Consider the following 17,607-nt stretch of genomic DNA (forward strand, 5'->3'; position numbering starts at 1 on the left):
TAATCGTTTCATGGAGGAATTGCAAGTGAAACTTGATGGAAGCAAAAATTTTATCTTTTTGTTGAGGATATATTTTAAAAAATGATACCGTATACTTTTGGTTTCGGTTGGATTTTGGTATAGCCGTTTCTTTTTTCTGTGAGTGCTATAATTCAAGATGAACGATAGCTGACTTGACGTTTTAATTTAGGAAGGATAGTCAAACAAAAGATGAGATGTGTTTGTGCGGTGGGGGTGATACATGCCACCTGCAGTTGGGTTTTTATGTGGAACTCGCATGTTACTGTTAAGGACTTTTTTAGACAAATTTACATGTTCATGACACAGCAGGGGTAAATGTATGGAGCTGTTAAAAAAAACCTTTCCACTAGTGTTTCTCGTTGTTATTTTGATGGTTACTTATTGGGTAAGGAAACAAGGTTCAGAACAAAACATTTCTGTATTGAATAAAACAACGAATGCATCGCATAAAATATCAAAGACATCAAGGGGAAGTCCACCAACAAATGTTGTTGTTGATCTTGTTAAAGTCCAAGATTTTTATGAAAATCTGAGTGCGCTTGGTAGTGGAAGAGCATTGGCTTCGGTAGAGTTAACACCTTGGTCATCTGGTGTTGTTGATGAGCTTTTTGTATCAGCTGGCACAAAAGTACAAGTGGGTGATGCGATTGCAAAGCTTGATTCTAAAAAGGAAGAAATAACGGCTGAAAAAGCAAAAGTGCAACGTGATAATAGTGCATTAACGCTTTCGCGTATTCTTAAATTACGTTCCAGTAATACAGCAACAGAAGTTCAAGAAATTACCGCACGCTTGGAGTTGGATAGCGCAAATTTGGTTTTGCGTAATGCTGAGTTAGATCTTGATCGTCGGACAATTCGTGCACCGATTAGCGGAGTTGTTGGCATTTTACCCATTGATGTGGGCAACGCTGTTACTCTTAACACTGTAATAGGACGTATTGAAAATAGAGAACGCATTTTAGTTGATATATGGATTCCCGAACGCTACACATCACATGTCCATAAAGGAGATAAGGTGACGGCAACATTAACGGCGCAGCAAGAGAGGACTTTTGTTGGTTATATTTATGCGATTGATAATATCATTGATCCAGAAAGTCGCACGCTTCATGTTCAGGTTGAAATTAAGAATGAAAAAGAGACCATTGTGTCTGGTATGGCTTTTTCTGTTGCATTGCAATTTTATGGCGGTTCTTTTCCTGTTGTTAACCCTCTTGCAGTTCAATGGAATAACAAAGGATCATTTGTTTGGCGCGTAAGAGAGGGGAAGGTAGAGCCCATATCAGTGTCGATTATTCAGCATAAAGAAGATCAGGTATTTGTGAAAGCGCCTCTCGAAAATGGTGATCAAGTTGTTATTCAGGGCGTACAAATGCTTCATCCAGGAAGTCGGGTTATTATTGATGATCCAAGGTCCCATCAAGAACAGTTATCAGCACCTCGTGGGCAGGGTGTATAATGAGTCAGGAATTTGACACGAAACAGCCTATGACACAGGCTGGGCAAGATGGTATGATTGCCTTATTTATTCGCAGGCCGGTTTTTACTTTTGTTTTGAATGCTATGATTGTGATTGCAGGGATTGCTGCATGGCTAAACGTTGATGTCCGCGAACTACCGGATGTTGATACTCCAGTGATGACAATTGTAACAGCGTTTGCCGGAGCATCAGCGGAAACAATTGATCAAGAAATTACAAGAGTTATAGAAGATGCTGTTTCTCGTGTTTCAGGTGTAAAAACAATTTCTTCAGCTTCTTCTTTTGGTCGTTCTCGTGTGGAAGTTAATTTTAATGTCGGCGTTGATTTGAATGTTGCAGCATCTGATATTCGCGATGCTCTCTCTCGCATTGCCTATTTTTTACCAAAAAATGCCGATACACCTCTGATCATTAAAGCAGATTCAAATGCTGCTGCAATGATGTATTTGGTTGTGACTTCACCAACGATGAGTGTTGATGATTTGACAATGGTCGTAGATGATCAAATTGTTGATGCACTTTCTGCTGTTGATGGTGTTGGTGATGTACAGGTTGATAGTGCTCGCACGAAGATTTTTCAAGTTGATGTTGATCAAGCAAAACTTGCGAGCTACGGATTGACTGTGGCGGATATTTCACGTGTTCTAGCTGATATGACAACGGATGCGCCGGTGGGGTCATTACGCAATTCTAAGCAAGCTTTAATTGTGCGTGCTACCGCGCGTTTGACAACACCAAAAGCTTTTGAACAAGTTGTCTTAAAACCTCATGTGCATCTTGGCGATGTCGCACAGGTTACTTTATCACCTGATGTAGAAACCGTTATTCTTCGTATCAACGGAAAGATTGGAGTTGGATTGGGGATTGTACGTAAAGCACAATCAAATACTCTTAATATTTCTCAAGGTGTTCGAGAGGTTCTTGGTCATCTAAAAAGTGTTGTTCCTTCTTCGGTACACATAAGTGTTATTAGTGATGATGCGCTTTTCATTAAGGGTGCACTTCATGAGGTTGAGGTTGCATTGGTTATTGCTGTTCTAAGTGTTATCTTGGTTATTTTTCTTTTTCTGAGAGATATTCGTGTAACGCTTATTCCCGCTTTATCTATCCCTGTTGCTTTAATTGGTACAATTGCTGCCATTTATCTTGTAGGATTTTCATTGAATATTCTCACTTTTTTAGGACTTGTTTTAGCAACAGGGCTTGTGGTGGATGATGCGATTGTTGTTCTTGAGAATATTGTTCGGTGGCGTAATATGGGGTTAGGTCCTCGGTCGGCAGCGGTGATCGGAACAAGGGAAGTCTTTTTTGCTGTTTTAGCAACTACATTGACTCTCGTTGCTGTTTTTGTGCCGATTTCTTTCCTTCCTGGACAAGTTGGATCACTTTTTAGAGAATTTGGTTTTGTGTTGGCAATTTCTATTCTGCTTTCTTCGATTGTTGCTTTAACGCTTTGTCCTATGTTGGCCTCGCATTTTCTCAAGGAACATATTAAAGACAATGAGAGAGAGGCACATCATTTTACTTTTCTGAATAAATTAGGTTCTTTCTTAAGTAAGTGGTATGCTTATAGTTTGCATAAATGTTTAGGAAGGCTTTGGACTGTTGTCTTTTCTTCACTTATTTTTGCGGGTTTTTGTGTTGGAGGCTATATGAAATTACAACAGGAATTAACACCAGAAGAAGACAGAGCTCTTATCTTTTTAGTCATTAGTGGACCACAGGGTATTTCAACACAATATCTGAATGAGCAGGTAGAGCAAATTGAAGCGAGCTTACAACCCTTACGTGATTCTGGAGAGATTGCAAACAGTTACTCTATTGCTGGTATCGGCGGTTCATCCAATACCGCTTTTTTGATTTTGTTACTTTCCTCTTGGGAAAAGCGCTTGCGTAGTCAACAAGAGATCGTGGAAGATGTTAATGCAAAGGTAAGACAGTTCCCAGCAGTTCTTGTGTTTGCTGCGCAGGGAAATTCTTTAGGTGTTAGAGGAACTGGTCAAGGATTACAATTTGCAATTCTTGGAAATGATTACACAAAATTACAGCCAATTGCTGATAAGATTATTAATGCATTACAAGCTGATCCGCATTTCATTCGCCCACGTCTTACTGTTGATGCAACACAACCGCAATTTTTTATTGAAATTAATCGAGAGAAAGCTTCTGATTTGGGAATTGATATAACTAATTTGGGCAATACACTACAAGCAATGTTAGATGGGAAAAAAATTGGTTCAGTTTATGTGGATGACCATTCTTATGATGTTAAATTAACCTCGCGTAAGAATCCTATTAATAATCCCCATGATTTGGAAAATATTTTTTTAAAAACAAAGGGCAATCAATATGTTCCTTTATCGGTTATTGCGAACTTGCATGAAAAATCCATTGCACCTAAGTTAAAACGAGAGAAACGCATGAGTGCTGTTATTTTAAGCGCAAATCTTGCTCCAGGTGTTGTTTTAGGAAGCGCTTATCAGACTGTGCAGAAAATTGCTGCTCCTTTATTGTTAGGAGGAAATTATATTGTTCCTTTAGGGGAAGCTGCTACACTTGATGAAACATCTTCCAATTTTATGATTGTTTTTGGAATTGCTTTTGTCATTATTCTATTGGTCTTGGCTGCACAGTTTGAAAGTTTTGTTTCAGGATTTATTATCATGGCGACTGTACCATTAGGAATTGGTTGTGCTGTCATTGCTATGCTTCTAAGTGGAGTTAGCCTTAATATTTACAGTCAAATTGGTTTAATTTTGTTGGTTGGGGTTATGGCTAAAAATGGTATTCTTATTGTTGAATTTGCAGATCAGTTACGGGATCAGGGGAAAAGCGTGAGTGAAGCTATAGAAGAAGCGGCGAATATTCGCCTTCGCCCAGTTTGTATGACGATGATTTGTGCTATTTTAGGGGGTATTCCTTTGGTTTTAGCCAAAGGTGCTGGTGCAGAGGCACGTATAGCTTTAGGTTGGGTTATCGTTGGCGGTTTAGGTTTAGCAACTATTTTTACTCTTTATGTCACGCCGGTTGTTTATCTCTCTCTTGGACGTTTTGTGAAACCAAAATCAGAAGAAGCGCAACGCCTAAAGAGAGAGCTCAGCCAAGTTGAGTGATTCATTTGACAGGGAAGATTTAATAATTTTTTATTGTCGTTTTAAAGCAGCAAAAATTGATTGCAATAAAGGAAATTTTGGCTGTTTTATTATCGTTTTGCACAGATTTCATTATCAATAACCATGAGAGATCATACCATGGGAGATAGTTCATCAATTCGAAACGAAAAAGCTTTTGAGGCAGCTTTAAAAGCTTTGAGAGGACATGCCACGAAGGATGGGGTAAGTGATATCCGTAGACATTTCCGAGAAGATGAGCAACGTTTTTCCCATTTTTCTTTAAGGCTTGATGATCTCCTTTTCGATTTTTCGAAATGTGGCGTAACATTTAAAACATTGCAACTCTTAGACGATTTGGCTGTTGCGGCAGATGTGTTAGGCAGACGTGAGTCAATGTTTTCCGGTAAAGCCATTAATACAACTGAAAAACGCTCGGTTCTTCATATCGCATTACGTTTGCCTGCTGACGAAGTTTTCATTTTGGATGGTCATGATGTTGTTCAAAATATTCAGGATGTTCTTTCTCGTATGGAACGATTTTCTGAAATGGTACGCGATGGCAGCTATAAGGGAGGCAGTGGTGAGAGGATAACCGATATTGTGAACATTGGTATTGGTGGTTCTGACCTTGGACCCGCAATGGTCACACATGCTTTAAAACCTTATCATGATGGTCCGCATTGTCATTTTGTTTCTAATGCTGACAGTGCACATATTTCTGATACTCTTGCTGTTTTGAATCCGGCAACAACGCTGTTTGTTATTGCTTCGAAAACTTTTACAACAGCTGAAACAATTGCAAATGCTCAAGTTTCACGTCAATGGATTTGTTCACATTTAGGGGAAGAAGCTGTTGACACGCATTTTGTTGCTGTTTCCAGTGCGCTTGATAAGGTTGCAGAATTTGGCATAGATTCTTCAAGAGTTTTTAGATTTTGGGATTGGGTTGGAGGGCGTTATTCGATTTGGTCAGCTATTGGCCTTGTTGTTATGCTAGCAATAGGCGGTCGAAATTTTCGCCAATTTCTCAATGGTGCTCAGCATATGGATCAACATTTCAAAACGGCACCCTTACATGAAAATATACCTATTCGATTTGCACTTTTAGGATTTTGGCATCGAGTTATTTGTGGGTACTCGTCACGTGTGGTCATTCCTTATGCGCAGCGTTTAGCGCGTTTTCCCGCTTATTTGCAACAACTTGATATGGAATCAAATGGTAAGCAGGTTTCTTTGGATGGCAAAGCGTTAACTTTCTCAAGTGGTCCTATCGTTTGGGGTGATTCAGGGACAAATGGGCAACATGCTTTTTTTCAGCTTTTGCATCAAGGAACAGATGTTGTTCCTGCGGAATTTATTTTGTTTATAAAAGGACATGAGCAGAATTTATATCCTATGTATGACATGTTGGTAGCGAACTGTTTAGCGCAATCAAAGGCTTTGATGAAAGGGCGTAGTGTCGAAGATGCTCGACGTATTCTCATAAAAAATGGAATTGATGAGTGTGAAACAGATAATTTAGCGCTTCACAAAAGTTTTCAGGGAAACCGTCCCAGTATTATGCTTGTTCAAGATTTATTGACACCTTTTGCACTCGGTCGTCTCATTGCACTTTATGAGCATCGTATTTTTGTTGAAGGTATTTTGATGAATATTAATTCATTTGATCAATGGGGTGTTGAACTTGGCAAAGAATTAGCAAATGAATTATTATCAATGCTCCGTGGAGAAAACAAAGCAAAAAACCGCGATAGTTCAACATTAGGGTTGTTAGCACACATTAAGGCGAGACGTGCAGAATAAATATGATTTGACAGTATATTTTATACTAAGTGGGAAGAGGTGGGACTAGTTAAGAATACGAGGTAATTCATTGTTTTTACGTACAATTTTTATCATGAAATGCGTGTTTTGTAAAATTAAATTTTGACACTTAAAATTGTAGAAAAGAGCAAAGATCGGAATTTGGTGCTAAAAATGAGAGAAGGCTTTGAAAGGTCTGTGAAAATTCTTTGAAGAATTTTAAAAAATCTGTGAAATCTCAGAAAACCGGCTTTGGCTATCAAGCAAAGATCATTCCCCAGTTGACCAAACAAACTTTGCCTTATGTGATTCGTACAGATCAATCTGCGGTTGATTTTTTAACCCGCCTTGCTGACCGCATGCAGGCACGTTTTTTGATCAAGGACAATAAGTTTTTATTTTTAAGCGGAGACAATTTACCAGCACTCGAACTTCATAAGCACGACTGTTCCAGTTGGGAATTCACGTTGGAGCCACGCACGCAATACGGTGTGGTGGAAGCTTCTTATTTTGATCGCTCAAAAGGGCAGCAATACCAAGTCAAACATAAGACAGGGGTTAGCGGACCTGTGCGTCGTCTGCGGACTTGTTATACCTGCAAGGAAGAGGCGTTAGCAGCAGCGGCATCAGAATCAGACCGACTTTGCCGTGCTGTGGGGAGTGGTTCTTTGACCCTTGAGGGTTATCCAGAAATCATGGCCGATCAACCTCTTTTGCTACAGGGGTTCCGCAGCGAAATCAATGGTTCATGGAAAGCCGCAACCGTCACCCATCGCTATGAGAAATCAAGCGGATACACCACAGAAATTACACTGGAAGCACCAAACAAAAGGGAGGAGAGACACAATAAATAGAGGCTGGGCTGGTTACCCAGCCAACGGGGATAGTTTAGCGACACACCCGTCCGATGCCAAAACACATAACATCGCAGCCACTTCTTATCACTTGAAGCAATGAGAAGGCGGCTATCATGTATGGAAGAAGTTAAAAAAGTATGGATACACTTTATGCTGAAACATTAAAATCTGTTGATCCTATCACACCAGCTAGTGCTTATATTGGTGGTAAAATCAAGTTGTCTAAAACCCTTATCAGAATCATTGAAAGCATTCCTCATAAAACTTATGCAGAACCTTTTGTTGGCATGGGAGGAATATTCTTTAGACGAAAATTGAAACCTTTATATGAAGTGATCAATGATCGTTCAGGTGATGTGGTGAATTTTTTTCGGGTGTTGCAACGCCATTATCAGCCATTTACGGATTTGTTAAAGTTCCAGATTAGCAGCCGTGAAGTATTTCAACACTTCTCTTTACAAGATCCCAAAACCCTTACGGATTTAGAGAGGGCTGTACGATTTTTCTATCTGCAGCGTTTGAGTTTTGGTGGTCAGGTAACCAATCGTAGGTTTAGAGTTGATCCTCACTGCACTGCACAGTTTAATCCTTTGAAACTTGAAGCCTTGTTAAAGCTTATTTACCGTCGTTTATCCACGGTCACCATTGAACATTTAAATTGGTCTGACTTTATTCTTCGCTATGATCGTCCACAGGTGTTTTTTTATCTTGATCCACCTTATTTTGGCGTTGAGCCCTATTATGGAAAGGATTTGTTTAAGCGGGAGGATTACCAGACCATGTCTGCGCTCCTTGCGCAATTAAAGGGGAAGTTTCTTCTTTCACTCAATGATGTGCCAGAGATCCGAAAAACCTTTAGTCAATTTCAGATAAAAGAGGTCACAACATCTTACACATGTGGTTTAAATCGTGCGACTCCTGCCAAAGAACTGATCATCTCAAATTGTGATTTTTAACAGAAAAAAAAGACTCATTTAAAGGGTCTTTAAATAACCTTTGAAAGGCCTTTGAAGACCCTTTGAGAACCCTTTGAAAAAATGAAAATCCTTTGAAAAGGAGGTAGTTTTTACAAAATACGATACAAATTATACAAAATTTTATGGTACTCTGCACTCATGATCTTACAAATTGTAGGTATCAAATCATGTGATTGTGGCAAGAAGAACTGATCATATCAAATCGTGATTTTTAACAGAAAAAAAAGACTCATTCAAAGAGTCTTTAAATGATCTTTGAAGACCCTTTTAGAACCCCTTAAAAAACCCTGTGAAAAAAAATAAATTGGTGCTGTAGTTTGACACTAGGTTTTGCACTAAGTGGGAAGAGGTGGGATTAGTTAGGAATATGTGGTAATTTGTTGTTTTTATGTACAATTTTTACCATTAAATGCGCGTTTTGTAAAATTAAATTTTGACACCTAAAATGGCCCAAAAGAGCGAAAAATCATAAAAATCGGAATTTAGTGCTAAAAATGAGAGAAGTCTGTGAAAGGTCTTTGAAAGGTCTTTGAAGAATTTTAAAAAGTCTGTGAAAGCCCAGAAAACCGGCTTTGAAAGACCTTTGAAAAAAATCAGACAAATCGTAAAAGCAACTCCAAAAACAATCCAAAATGACCAAAAAAGCAAAAAAGATTTTCACCTATTGGTGATTATCTATTTTTATGAGCAATATATTATTATAAATCAGATAGTTACATAATTTTTCTAATGTAAAAAGATTTTCATATCAGTTTTTCATTTTAGAGAGGCATTAAGCCGTATTTTGTGTAGTTGTTATATGTGCTCTTTCAGCTTCGATTTGACGCTTTAAATGCAGTTTGAGAAGAGGCAAAGTAAGCTCAACTTCTTCCGTATCATTGATGTTTTGAGCAAGCTCTTGCAACTTTCCATAGAGCTCCGCCGCGATTTCCGCTATATCTTCAGGGGGGAGTTTTATTTTTGCATCACGATAGGTTGTATAAGCTATGCGACCAAGCTTTTTCATGAGGCCAGAAGGAAGGATAGGTGCCTTAAAACCTGCTGCTCTAGCCTTTGCCATGTCACTAAACATTTCACCTTCACCTGTAACAAGCCAATCCAAGGATATTCCACAGCGATCTTTATATATTCGCAGTATAGATGCAGGGGGCTCTCGTAAACCCGTTTCATAATTGCGCATAGTCGTTTCGGGAATATCAAAATGTTTGGCAAATTGCTTACGCTCTGTGAAACCAAGGGTGTGCCGTATTTCACGCAATCGTTTTGCCAGTTCCGTTTGTGGTTCTTTTTCAGGGCGTGCCAAAAAAATCACTCCAAATGTCATTTGGGTATTTACAAAAGCCTATTTAGGCTGTATACCTTTTATTACCGCCCGATATAGCGGGCAGATATTCTACAATTAACCCGACAAAAAACGGATATTTGAGCATCCGTTTGAAGCAGGAGCGAAAGTTATGACCATCACCAAAATATGGGATCGCCATAGTATTTTAGCCGAGCTACGCCGTAGGAATATGACCCTAGCGGAACTCGCAAAAGCTTACAAAATACCGTCTTCCAGTGTTCAACACATTTGGAAACGGCCCAATGAAAAAGCTGAACGTGCTGTTGCCGATTTTATCGGCCTGCCCGTTGAGCAAATTTTCAGCGACCGCTACCCTAAAAGTCGCAATCGCATTTTCAAAGCAGCAAAAGATTCTAATACAGATTCCGTAGCCCATTGTGCATTGCGCAATAATGCTGCTTAAAATTGGTTGCAAGAATGCGTGTTTCAAACACATTTCCCATAAGCTTTAAATACCATAAGACAAAAAGGTTTATCAATGTCTAAAGATCAATACAAAATAGATAAGATAAATTGCTGTTCTGCAAAAGATGAGATCATCAATCCTTACTCAGAAATTGAGCGATTAGAAACGATGCTTGCTTGCTGTTATAAGGTTGTGCAAAGCAGTTTTCGCCATTTACCTGTACGATATATTATTGATCCTCCACATGGCTTATTTGATGCGGCGTTAGCACGACAGATTGTTATTCATATTCTGCATTATCAGTTTGAGGTGCCGCGGCGGCGTATTGTTGCCATACAAGCACGGCAGCGGACTTCTATCTCTCTATCTTTGCAAGTGATTAATCGACGTTTGGAAGAACCTGTTTTTGCCAAAGCTTATCGAAGGTGGGCGGGGCGTGCGATGGATTTGTTTTTTAAAGAAATGGAAAAGGTGGCGGCGTGATGGCACGATTTCAAGAGATTGCTTTAGATTTGATTGTTGTGCCTGAGCGCATTCGCCCTGTAGATGATGAGCATGCCAAGGCGCTTGCGCAATCGATGGTGCGAGAGGGATTGATGAATCCGATTACAGTACGGCATACGCCCAATGCCAAGGGAGGCAATTATACCCTTATTGCTGGTGCTCACCGCTTACGTGCTGCTGAGCTTTTGGGTTATCGGGAAATTGATGCTGTTGTGGTGCAAGCTGATAAGGACAATGCCGCGCTTTTAGAGGTTGCGGAGAATCTTTTTCGTAATGAATTGTCAGTGATAGATCGCGCATTGTTTGTCCAGACTTACCGCGAATTGTGGGAAAAGAAGTATGGAGAAATCAAACGGGGAGGGGATGGTAGTAATCAATATAAAGCCAAAAAAGAGCAATTTGGTCAAGTTGACCGAATTGCTCAAACGAACAAAGATACCCCTTCAGATCAAAATGAAGTCGTGTTTGAAGGGGATAGAAAATCAAAGGGTAATGTTTACCCTTTGCCAAATGATGGTGAGCAATTGGGTAATGTTTACCCTTTTGCTAAACATGTAGCGGATCGTATTGGTTTGTCTGAAGAGTCAGTAAGACGTCTTAATCGCATCGCTCAGCATTTACAGCCGGAATTGCGGGCGGTTTTGCGTGGCACGGCATTGGCGGATAATCAGGCGCAATTGTTGAAGCTTGCGAAGATGGAGCCGGTTGCGCAGCGGCGTGTGGCGATTGCTTTGCAACAGGTTGAGGGGGATTTACGGCGGGCTGTTGATTTGGTCAATGGCATTAATACACCGCCACAAATCAATGAACAGGAACGGATTTTTGCCCAATTGTTGGGTGTTTGGCAGAGAGCGGATGCGCAAACAAAGGCGCGGTTTTGTGATTATCTTGCAAGAGAACGGGGGGAGGAGCAGGCATGAAGAGGCATGGTTCTCAACAGCTTGATTTTTTTCAACAGCCGGTTTTTCCTTGTCGTGAGCCTGTTGCACAGATTGATTTAGAACGATTTCGCTCACGAATAAAACGTGCCATGGCTAAAGCTTTGCGTGAATGCCCGTTTGAACGGAGTGTGATTGCTGAACGCATGGCCCATTATTTGGGGATTGGCTGTTTAAGTAAGGCGAGTTTGGATGCTTATGTTGCTGAAAGTAAGCAGGTGGATATTTCTTTACCACGCTTTAAGGCTTTTGTTCGCGCTACGGGAGCGTTTTGGCTGTGGGATGAGGTTGTGAGTGAAGATGGCTTATTGTTATTGCAAGGGGATGAAGCGCGGTTAGCAGAGATTGCTAGGCTCCAGCAGGAACAGCGGGAGATTGCCGCGCAATTAAAAGCCATGCGGGCTACACCCGTGAAGATTAAGCGGGGGCAGCCATGAAAGAATGGTTTAGCATTGCAGAATTAGCTGCATTAGCCCTGCCAGAGTTGCCAAAAACAAAAGTCGGCCTTAATAATCTCGCACTTAAAAAATGGCGTTTAAATACACAGTTGTTTCGCCAAATTTTAGGAAAAACCAAGCCGGTTTGGGAGTACCACGTCTCTTTATTGCCAGAGCGGTCGCGGGCAGTTTTACTGATGCAGCAAAGAGAGATTGGTGTTTTGCAAAATGTGGAGCAAAGCGTGCAAAAAGAGGGGATTTGGTTGCACTATGAGGGGCTTTCAAAGGCGCATAAAAGCCGTTGTGAAGAGCGTTTGAAGATGCTTTGTTTTATGGATGATTTAATTTTAGCTGGTATGGGTGTGCATGATGCGGCAAGCTTGAGTGCGGTCAAATTTGGAGTAAGCCGCAGGTCAGTTTTTAATTGGCGCGAGAGGGTAGAAGGATATGAGCGTTGTGATTGGTTGGCGGCGTTAGCGCCTTCCTATGGTGAGGATAGTTGTGCACAATTTGCGCCGTGCCATGAGGGGGCTTGGGAAGTTTTGTGTTCGGATTATTTGCGCCCCTCTCGCCCTGCATTTTCGGCTTGTTATCGGCGCATGGTTACGGTTGCACGTGAGAAAGGCTGGGTTCCTATCCCTTCTGAGCGGGCTTTGCGTCGTCGTTTCAATAAAGAAATTTCCAAAGCGGTTGTGACGTTAGCACGTGAGGGAGAAAAAAAGGCAAAAAAGCTTTATCCTGCACAACGACGTGATCGCAGTGCGCTTCATGCTTTGCAAGCGGTGAATATGGACGGGCATAAATTGGATGTTTTTGTTCAGGTTCCTTGGGCAGAAAAGCCTGTGCGGCTTTATTTGATCGCCATTCAAGATCTTTATTCGGGCAAGATTTTATCGTGGCGCCTATCGGATGCCGAGACTTGGGAAATCGTGCGTTTGGTGATTGGTGATATGGTGGAGGCTTATGGCATCCCGGAGCGTATGACCTTGGATAATGGGCGTGCCTTTACCAGCAAGTGGATTTCTGGGGGTGTGCAAAACCGCTTTCGCTTTAAGATTAAGCCGGATGATCCGCAAGGGCTTTTGACGAGCCTGGGCGTGCAATTGCAATGGACGACACCTTATAGTGGGCAATCAAAACCGATTGAGCGAGCTTGGCGTGATTTGGCAGAAGCGATTTCGAAACATCCTTGTTGTGCTGGGGCTTATACAGGCAATAAGCCTGATGCCAAGCCTGAGGATTATGGGCGGCGTGCGATAGGGTTTGAGGAATTCAAAGCCCATGTTGGAGCGCAAATTGTTGCCCATAATGCGCAAGAGGGGCGCACAGCGGTTAATTGTGCGGGGCGCAGTTTTGATGTGACCTTTGCAGAAAGTTTGCAGTCTGATGGAACGATTATCCGGCAAGCGACAGCGGCACAACGGGCTTTGTGGCTTTTAACGTCAGAGGCGCTTCGCACCCAAAAAGGAACAGGCGAGATACATTTTTATGGCAATCGTTATTGGGCGCGGGCGTTGAATGAGCATGCGGGCGAGAGGGTGATTGTGCGTTTTGATCCGGATCATTTACATCAAGATTTGCGGGTTTATGACCTGAATAATCGGTTGCTTTGCATGGCGTCTTGTCTTTCAGATGTTGGTTTTTATGACCAACAGGCAGCACGTTTAAATGGACGTTTGCGTAAAGAGTATGTGAAGGCTGTTAAAGCAGAAAAACAGTTGGCTGCACAACTTGCTCCTGATCAATTGGCGGATGTTTATCGGCGGATTGAACAAGGGGGTGAAGAGTTCAAATCAAAGCCTCCCGTCAAGCCAAAGGTTAGCCGATTGATGCCAAACAATGTGGGGAATTTAGCTCTTAAAGCGGACGATGATGAGGCTTTGGACGCCCAAGAATTTAGTCAAAGTTTGCATAAAGCTTTAAGACGGCTTTCGGCGTTTAATGAGGGGCGTGAAGTGATAAAGTTTCCGCGGGGATAGAATGATGAGAAGAAGAGGGGTGGTTTTTTTTAGGCAAGGCTTTGGAGTTTGTTATCAAGATAAAGGGGGAGAAGGATTTTGCCCATTTCAATATTTAAATCAAGAGTACGAAGTTTTTAGGTGTCTTTGCCCTAAGAGGTGAGGAGCATGAAGTGATTTAAGTTTCCACGATGGGTTGGAAAAGGGAAGAAATTTTAAAGTGTCCGGTTAAGTATCGCGTACGGGCTTGAAGATTTAACAAAGAAAGGGGGGGAAGAATCTTATCCATTCAAAGTTTCAATCAATACGATCAAATTTTCAGGTGTCTTTTCCTTAATAGGGCAAGGAGCATGAAGTGATAAATTGCCCCCAAAGGACAAGGAGAGGGGGATTTAACGTGGCCGGTTAAGTATCGCGTACGGCTTTAGATTTTTATTGAAGATGAAAGAAAGGGGCGGATTTTAGCCTCTCCCCTTTCAATGTCTAAATCAATACGAAAGGGGAATATACATGAAGTACGCGATAAATGCAACAGTTGATAAAAATCCTTGGGCGCGACCAAAAATCCAGCCGGATGGATCAGCACAAAACCGCAATAGTGATGATATTGCTTTATGGAATGAGCTTGTGGATTCGGTGAGAGCTTTGGCACGTATGAATGATTGGTCGAAGGCAGAAGTAGCGCGGCGCATTGGTATGCCTGATGGAACCTTTTCGCAGTGGTATGCGGGCAGTTATGCGGGGCAATTGGGTAAGCAAAATGCGAAGGTTCAACAATGGATAGAAGCTGTAAAAGAAACGGCAGGTCTTTTGGAGCTAATACCTGAAAAGCCGGCCTTTCAAAAGAATCGTATTGCGCAGGAGATCATTGAAACTTTAACGCTGGCGCAAAGTACGGGTGATATGGTGATGATTACGCTTGATGCGGGCAATGGCAAGACGGAAACCTGCCGCCATTACCGTGCGACTCGTCCGCATGTTTACCTTGTGACAGCTAGTCCGCATACGCGCAGTGTTCATGGTATTTTGAATGATATGGCAGCAGAATTGGAAGTGGTGGAATATAACCCCACCCGTTTAACGCGTGCTATTGGCAAGAAATTAGAGCGTGTGGGTAGTGGTATGCTGTTGATTGTTGATGAAGCACAAAATTTAACGGATGAGGCGATTAATCAGTTGCGCCATTTTGTTGATATCAACGGTACGGGTTTGGCTTTGGTTGGCAATGATGAGATCTCTGGACGGTTGGTTCACCGTCAAAATGGTCCGTCTTATGCGCAAATTAAAAGCCGATTGGCTATGCATCTGAAGCGTCGCAAGCCCTATAGTGAGGATATTGCCGCCCGCATACATGATTGGGGGATTGAAGATGTTGGTGCGATAAAGTTTTTGACAGGGATTGGTTTGAAGGCTGGTGCTTTACGGCAAATTGATAAAACCATGATGTTGGCACGTATGGCAGCGCTTGGGGATGGGTGTGAGGTTACGCTTAAACATGTCAAAGAGGCGTGGAGAAATCGTGACGTGGAGGAATTGGCATGATCCCTGTAACTAAGGAATTATCGAATACGCTTGTTGGTCTTTATGACGATTATCAACGCGGTTTTGAGATTGGAGAACAGCTTAAATTGTGTGTGGATTTGGCGTTATCCCTTGAATTGGAATTGAGTATTCACCGTTTAAGCGAGGCGGATGCGGTCTTGGAAAAGGAAGTTGCAGAAGTTTTGCCCCGTTGTGGCAGCTCTCATGGTGATGCAGATGAGACAAATACAGTTGTTTATATGGATTTTGGAGGCGAAAAATGATGGAACGGAACCCTTATATGGTGAGAGATTGCTTGATTGCTTTGCGCTCTGCCTTGTTAAAACATGAATTGGATGGAATTTTTTTAAGTGCGAAAGATGTTCGAGAACTGAATGACTATTTGCGCCGCTTGGCGGTCTATAACCACATTTTAGGGCATGAACTTTTGCGGTGTCGTTGGCAAATAAAAGCGGGATGTGCGCCTTCTTCAGGGGATGTTGTGCCGTTTCGCCGTTTTCAAAAAACACAGGAGGAAGTTGGTGATGAATAAAGCAATTGAGCTTGAAGGAACGCATTATATGAAAGATGCGAAAGGGGCTTTGGTGCCGGTAAGCTTGATCCGCCCTGCGGATTTATTAGAAGATGAAACGGTGCGCAAAGTTATGACTTATGCGAAAGAATTATCGGCAAGGATTGCGCGCTTTAACAGCCATACCATTGCGGATTTGAGTGCTTTTGATAGCTTGCTTGCGCAAGAGTATGGTGTAGAGCGGCGTGGCAAAAAGGGCAATTGTACTTACACGAGTTTTGATGGTTTGCAACGCATTAAGGTGCAAGTACAGGAGAGTTTTGATTTTGGACCGCAATTGCAAATTGCTAAAAGCCTTCTTGATGAATGTTTGAATGAGTGGTCTGCAGATGCGCGCCCTGAAATCCGTGCGATTATTACCCGTGCTTTTAACACGGATAAGGAGGGTAAAGTAAATCGTGGTGAAATCTTTATGTTGTTGCGTTTGGATATTGACGATCCGCGCTGGAGCGAAGCGATGCGTGCTATTCGCGAAGCTATTCGTGTGACGACGAGTAAGGAATATGTGCGTTTTTATGAACGCGATAGCTTGGAGCATCCTTGGCGATCTGTAACCATAGATATGGCTAAGGCGTGAGGAGTTTATGTAATGTCTTTAGCGTTTCTTCATGTGGGAAAACGCGCTTTAGGTCTTGATGATGCAACCTATCGGGCGATGTTGTTTCGCTTGACGGGGAAGCAATCAGCAAAAGATTTAAGTCTTTCAGAAAAGCGTTTGGTCGTCAATGAAATGAAAGCGTGGGGGTTTCAGGCCAATGTGAATCCTTTAGAGGGAAAATATGCCAAGAAGCTACAGGCGCTTTGGATTTCTGGGTGGAATCTTGGTTTGATCCGTGATCGTTCAGACAAGGCATTGATTGCTTTTGTGAAAAGGCAAACAGGGATTGATCATATCCGCTTTTTACGCGATAGCGATGATGCGAGTAAAGCCATTGAGGCGTTGAAGGGTTGGTTGCAGCGTGAGGGTGGGGTTGACTGGATAGGGGAAAAGATTCAAGATTCTTGGCAGAAAATGCCAGGATATTTGATTTTGTGTGCCCAATGGAAGTGTTTGCATCGCGATGCTGTGTTTGACCCAGAGGCCTTTCACCAGAGTGTTATGGTTGTGAGTGGTAAAGCTTTTAGCGAGATGGACGGGGGCGATTTTAGACAAGTGATGAATGTTTGGGGGCGGAAAATCCGTAAAGGTGTTAAAAGCGAGGGGTAAGCATGCATGCACGAGGAATCCTATAGCTATTTTCCCCTTATATTACGTGAAATATCCGATGTTGCGGGTATTGAGGTGGCATGGAATATGGTGCGGGCTTTTGGAGGACGACAAGTTTATCTTCCAGGGCGTCTTGAAAATGCCGATTGGTTGATTGAGATTGTCGGTTTTGAGGAAGCAGAGCAATTGATCAAGCATTTTTGTTTTAATGGTTCGGGTGTTCGCCTTCTTATCCCCCTTGTTAAAGATGCTGAACGGCGTCAAAGAATGGTAAAAGCGCTGCAAAAAGGTTGGTCAGCGGATACTGCTGCTGCTGTTTCTGGTATGCATGTGCGCACAGCTTATCGTTTGAAGAAGAAAATTTCTTCGAAAGAACCACAACAAGGTTTATTATTTCCAGAGCTTTATGAGTGTTGAGATATTTGACTGACAGTGTCAGGCTTATATT

General features: G+C 42.0%; 16 protein-coding genes and 1 pseudogene. 16 read left to right on the forward strand and 1 reads right to left on the reverse strand.

Going from position 1 to position 17,607, the window contains the following annotated elements; translation table 11 throughout:
• The first annotated feature begins 340 nt into the window (after nucleotides 1–340).
• The 5 genes and pseudogenes from V4P57_RS00090 to V4P57_RS00110 all read left to right on the forward strand — a co-directional run bounded on the left by V4P57_RS00090 (nucleotide 341) and on the right by V4P57_RS00110 (nucleotide 8,230).
• The gene (locus V4P57_RS00090) at nucleotides 341–1,480 is read left to right on the forward strand and encodes an efflux RND transporter periplasmic adaptor subunit (protein WP_455466197.1); all 1,140 of its coding nucleotides are present in this window, start codon (nucleotides 341–343) and stop codon (nucleotides 1,478–1,480) included.
• Nucleotides 1,480–4,614 (forward strand): efflux RND transporter permease subunit, encoded by a 3,135-nt coding sequence (locus tag V4P57_RS00095; protein WP_455466198.1) that lies wholly within the window; start codon nucleotides 1,480–1,482, stop codon nucleotides 4,612–4,614. Before V4P57_RS00090 ends, V4P57_RS00095 begins: the two co-directional genes overlap by 1 nt.
• A 138-nt stretch (nucleotides 4,615–4,752) precedes the next feature.
• Nucleotides 4,753–6,417: a glucose-6-phosphate isomerase gene (gene pgi, locus V4P57_RS00100; protein WP_455466199.1), complete on the forward strand. Its 1,665-nt coding sequence runs from the start codon at nucleotides 4,753–4,755 to the stop codon at nucleotides 6,415–6,417.
• A 254-nt stretch (nucleotides 6,418–6,671) separates the two neighbouring features.
• Nucleotides 6,672–7,271, forward strand: a pseudogene (locus tag V4P57_RS00105) (phage late control D family protein); the annotation flags it as partial.
• Between the two features lie 140 nt (nucleotides 7,272–7,411).
• Nucleotides 7,412–8,230 carry a DNA adenine methylase gene (locus tag V4P57_RS00110; RefSeq protein WP_455465471.1) on the forward strand — a complete coding sequence of 273 codons (819 nt, stop codon included), beginning with the start codon at nucleotides 7,412–7,414 and terminating at the stop codon, nucleotides 8,228–8,230.
• 793 nt (nucleotides 8,231–9,023) lie between these two features.
• Here V4P57_RS00110 and V4P57_RS00115 read toward each other — a convergent pair.
• On the reverse strand, nucleotides 9,024–9,554 hold the full coding sequence (locus V4P57_RS00115) for a helix-turn-helix domain-containing protein (protein ID WP_455466200.1): 531 nt from the start codon (nucleotides 9,552–9,554) through the stop codon (nucleotides 9,024–9,026).
• Between the two features lie 151 nt (nucleotides 9,555–9,705).
• On the opposite strand from V4P57_RS00115, the gene V4P57_RS00120 reads away from it, so the two are divergent.
• The 11 genes from V4P57_RS00120 (at nucleotide 9,706) to V4P57_RS00170 (ending at nucleotide 17,576) form a co-directional block, all read left to right on the forward strand.
• Nucleotides 9,706–9,999: a helix-turn-helix domain-containing protein gene (locus V4P57_RS00120; protein ID WP_455466201.1), complete on the forward strand. Its 294-nt coding sequence runs from the start codon at nucleotides 9,706–9,708 to the stop codon at nucleotides 9,997–9,999.
• A 75-nt stretch (nucleotides 10,000–10,074) separates the two neighbouring features.
• Nucleotides 10,075–10,485: a hypothetical protein gene (locus tag V4P57_RS00125; protein ID WP_455466202.1), complete on the forward strand. Its 411-nt coding sequence runs from the start codon at nucleotides 10,075–10,077 to the stop codon at nucleotides 10,483–10,485.
• On the forward strand, nucleotides 10,485–11,426 hold the full coding sequence (locus V4P57_RS00130; protein ID WP_455466203.1) for a ParB/RepB/Spo0J family partition protein: 942 nt from the start codon (nucleotides 10,485–10,487) through the stop codon (nucleotides 11,424–11,426). The genes V4P57_RS00125 and V4P57_RS00130 overlap by 1 nt, the downstream gene beginning before the upstream one ends.
• Nucleotides 11,423–11,881: a hypothetical protein gene (locus V4P57_RS00135; RefSeq protein WP_455466204.1), complete on the forward strand. Its 459-nt coding sequence runs from the start codon at nucleotides 11,423–11,425 to the stop codon at nucleotides 11,879–11,881. Before V4P57_RS00130 ends, V4P57_RS00135 begins: the two co-directional genes overlap by 4 nt.
• A complete protein-coding gene (locus V4P57_RS00140; protein WP_455466205.1) occupies nucleotides 11,878–13,860 on the forward strand; it encodes a transposase domain-containing protein in 1,983 nt (660 codons plus the stop codon). Before V4P57_RS00135 ends, V4P57_RS00140 begins: the two co-directional genes overlap by 4 nt.
• Nucleotides 13,861–14,349: 489 nt before the next feature.
• Nucleotides 14,350–15,381, forward strand: coding sequence for an AAA family ATPase (locus V4P57_RS00145; protein ID WP_455466206.1), 1,032 nt, complete (start codon nucleotides 14,350–14,352; stop codon nucleotides 15,379–15,381).
• The gene (locus tag V4P57_RS00150) at nucleotides 15,378–15,644 is read left to right on the forward strand and encodes a hypothetical protein (protein ID WP_455466207.1); all 267 of its coding nucleotides are present in this window, start codon (nucleotides 15,378–15,380) and stop codon (nucleotides 15,642–15,644) included. Before V4P57_RS00145 ends, V4P57_RS00150 begins: the two co-directional genes overlap by 4 nt.
• Complete coding sequence (locus V4P57_RS00155; protein WP_455466999.1) at nucleotides 15,644–15,913, forward strand: hypothetical protein; 270 nt, start codon at nucleotides 15,644–15,646, stop codon at nucleotides 15,911–15,913. The genes V4P57_RS00150 and V4P57_RS00155 overlap by 1 nt, the downstream gene beginning before the upstream one ends.
• Nucleotides 15,906–16,529 (forward strand): DUF3164 family protein, encoded by a 624-nt coding sequence (locus V4P57_RS00160; protein WP_455466208.1) that lies wholly within the window; start codon nucleotides 15,906–15,908, stop codon nucleotides 16,527–16,529. The genes V4P57_RS00155 and V4P57_RS00160 overlap by 8 nt, the downstream gene beginning before the upstream one ends.
• Before the next feature lie 12 nt (nucleotides 16,530–16,541).
• The gene (locus V4P57_RS00165) at nucleotides 16,542–17,159 is read left to right on the forward strand and encodes a regulatory protein GemA (RefSeq protein ID WP_455466209.1); all 618 of its coding nucleotides are present in this window, start codon (nucleotides 16,542–16,544) and stop codon (nucleotides 17,157–17,159) included.
• 6 nt (nucleotides 17,160–17,165) lie between these two features.
• On the forward strand, nucleotides 17,166–17,576 hold the full coding sequence (locus V4P57_RS00170; RefSeq protein ID WP_455466210.1) for a helix-turn-helix domain-containing protein: 411 nt from the start codon (nucleotides 17,166–17,168) through the stop codon (nucleotides 17,574–17,576).
• The last annotated feature ends 31 nt before the right edge of the window (nucleotides 17,577–17,607 follow it).

Source organism: Bartonella sp. B39 (assembly GCF_053795145.1).

Bases quoted from the DNA above. Each gene is read 5' to 3' on its own strand.
- V4P57_RS00090 (WP_455466197.1), top strand. From the start codon at position 341: ATGGAGCTGTTAAAAAAAACCTTTCCACTAGTGTTTCTCGTTGTTATT.
- V4P57_RS00095 (WP_455466198.1), top strand. From the start codon at position 1,480: ATGAGTCAGGAATTTGACACGAAACAGCCTATGACACAGGCTGGGCAA.
- pgi (WP_455466199.1), top strand. From the start codon at position 4,753: ATGGGAGATAGTTCATCAATTCGAAACGAAAAAGCTTTTGAGGCAGCT.
- V4P57_RS00110 (WP_455465471.1), top strand. From the start codon at position 7,412: ATGGATACACTTTATGCTGAAACATTAAAATCTGTTGATCCTATCACA.
- V4P57_RS00120 (WP_455466201.1), top strand. From the start codon at position 9,706: ATGACCATCACCAAAATATGGGATCGCCATAGTATTTTAGCCGAGCTA.
- V4P57_RS00125 (WP_455466202.1), top strand. From the start codon at position 10,075: ATGTCTAAAGATCAATACAAAATAGATAAGATAAATTGCTGTTCTGCA.
- V4P57_RS00130 (WP_455466203.1), top strand. From the start codon at position 10,485: ATGGCACGATTTCAAGAGATTGCTTTAGATTTGATTGTTGTGCCTGAG.
- V4P57_RS00135 (WP_455466204.1), top strand. From the start codon at position 11,423: ATGAAGAGGCATGGTTCTCAACAGCTTGATTTTTTTCAACAGCCGGTT.
- V4P57_RS00140 (WP_455466205.1), top strand. From the start codon at position 11,878: ATGAAAGAATGGTTTAGCATTGCAGAATTAGCTGCATTAGCCCTGCCA.
- V4P57_RS00145 (WP_455466206.1), top strand. From the start codon at position 14,350: ATGAAGTACGCGATAAATGCAACAGTTGATAAAAATCCTTGGGCGCGA.
- V4P57_RS00150 (WP_455466207.1), top strand. From the start codon at position 15,378: ATGATCCCTGTAACTAAGGAATTATCGAATACGCTTGTTGGTCTTTAT.
- V4P57_RS00155 (WP_455466999.1), top strand. From the start codon at position 15,644: ATGGAACGGAACCCTTATATGGTGAGAGATTGCTTGATTGCTTTGCGC.
- V4P57_RS00160 (WP_455466208.1), top strand. From the start codon at position 15,906: ATGAATAAAGCAATTGAGCTTGAAGGAACGCATTATATGAAAGATGCG.
- V4P57_RS00165 (WP_455466209.1), top strand. From the start codon at position 16,542: ATGTCTTTAGCGTTTCTTCATGTGGGAAAACGCGCTTTAGGTCTTGAT.
- V4P57_RS00170 (WP_455466210.1), top strand. From the start codon at position 17,166: ATGCACGAGGAATCCTATAGCTATTTTCCCCTTATATTACGTGAAATA.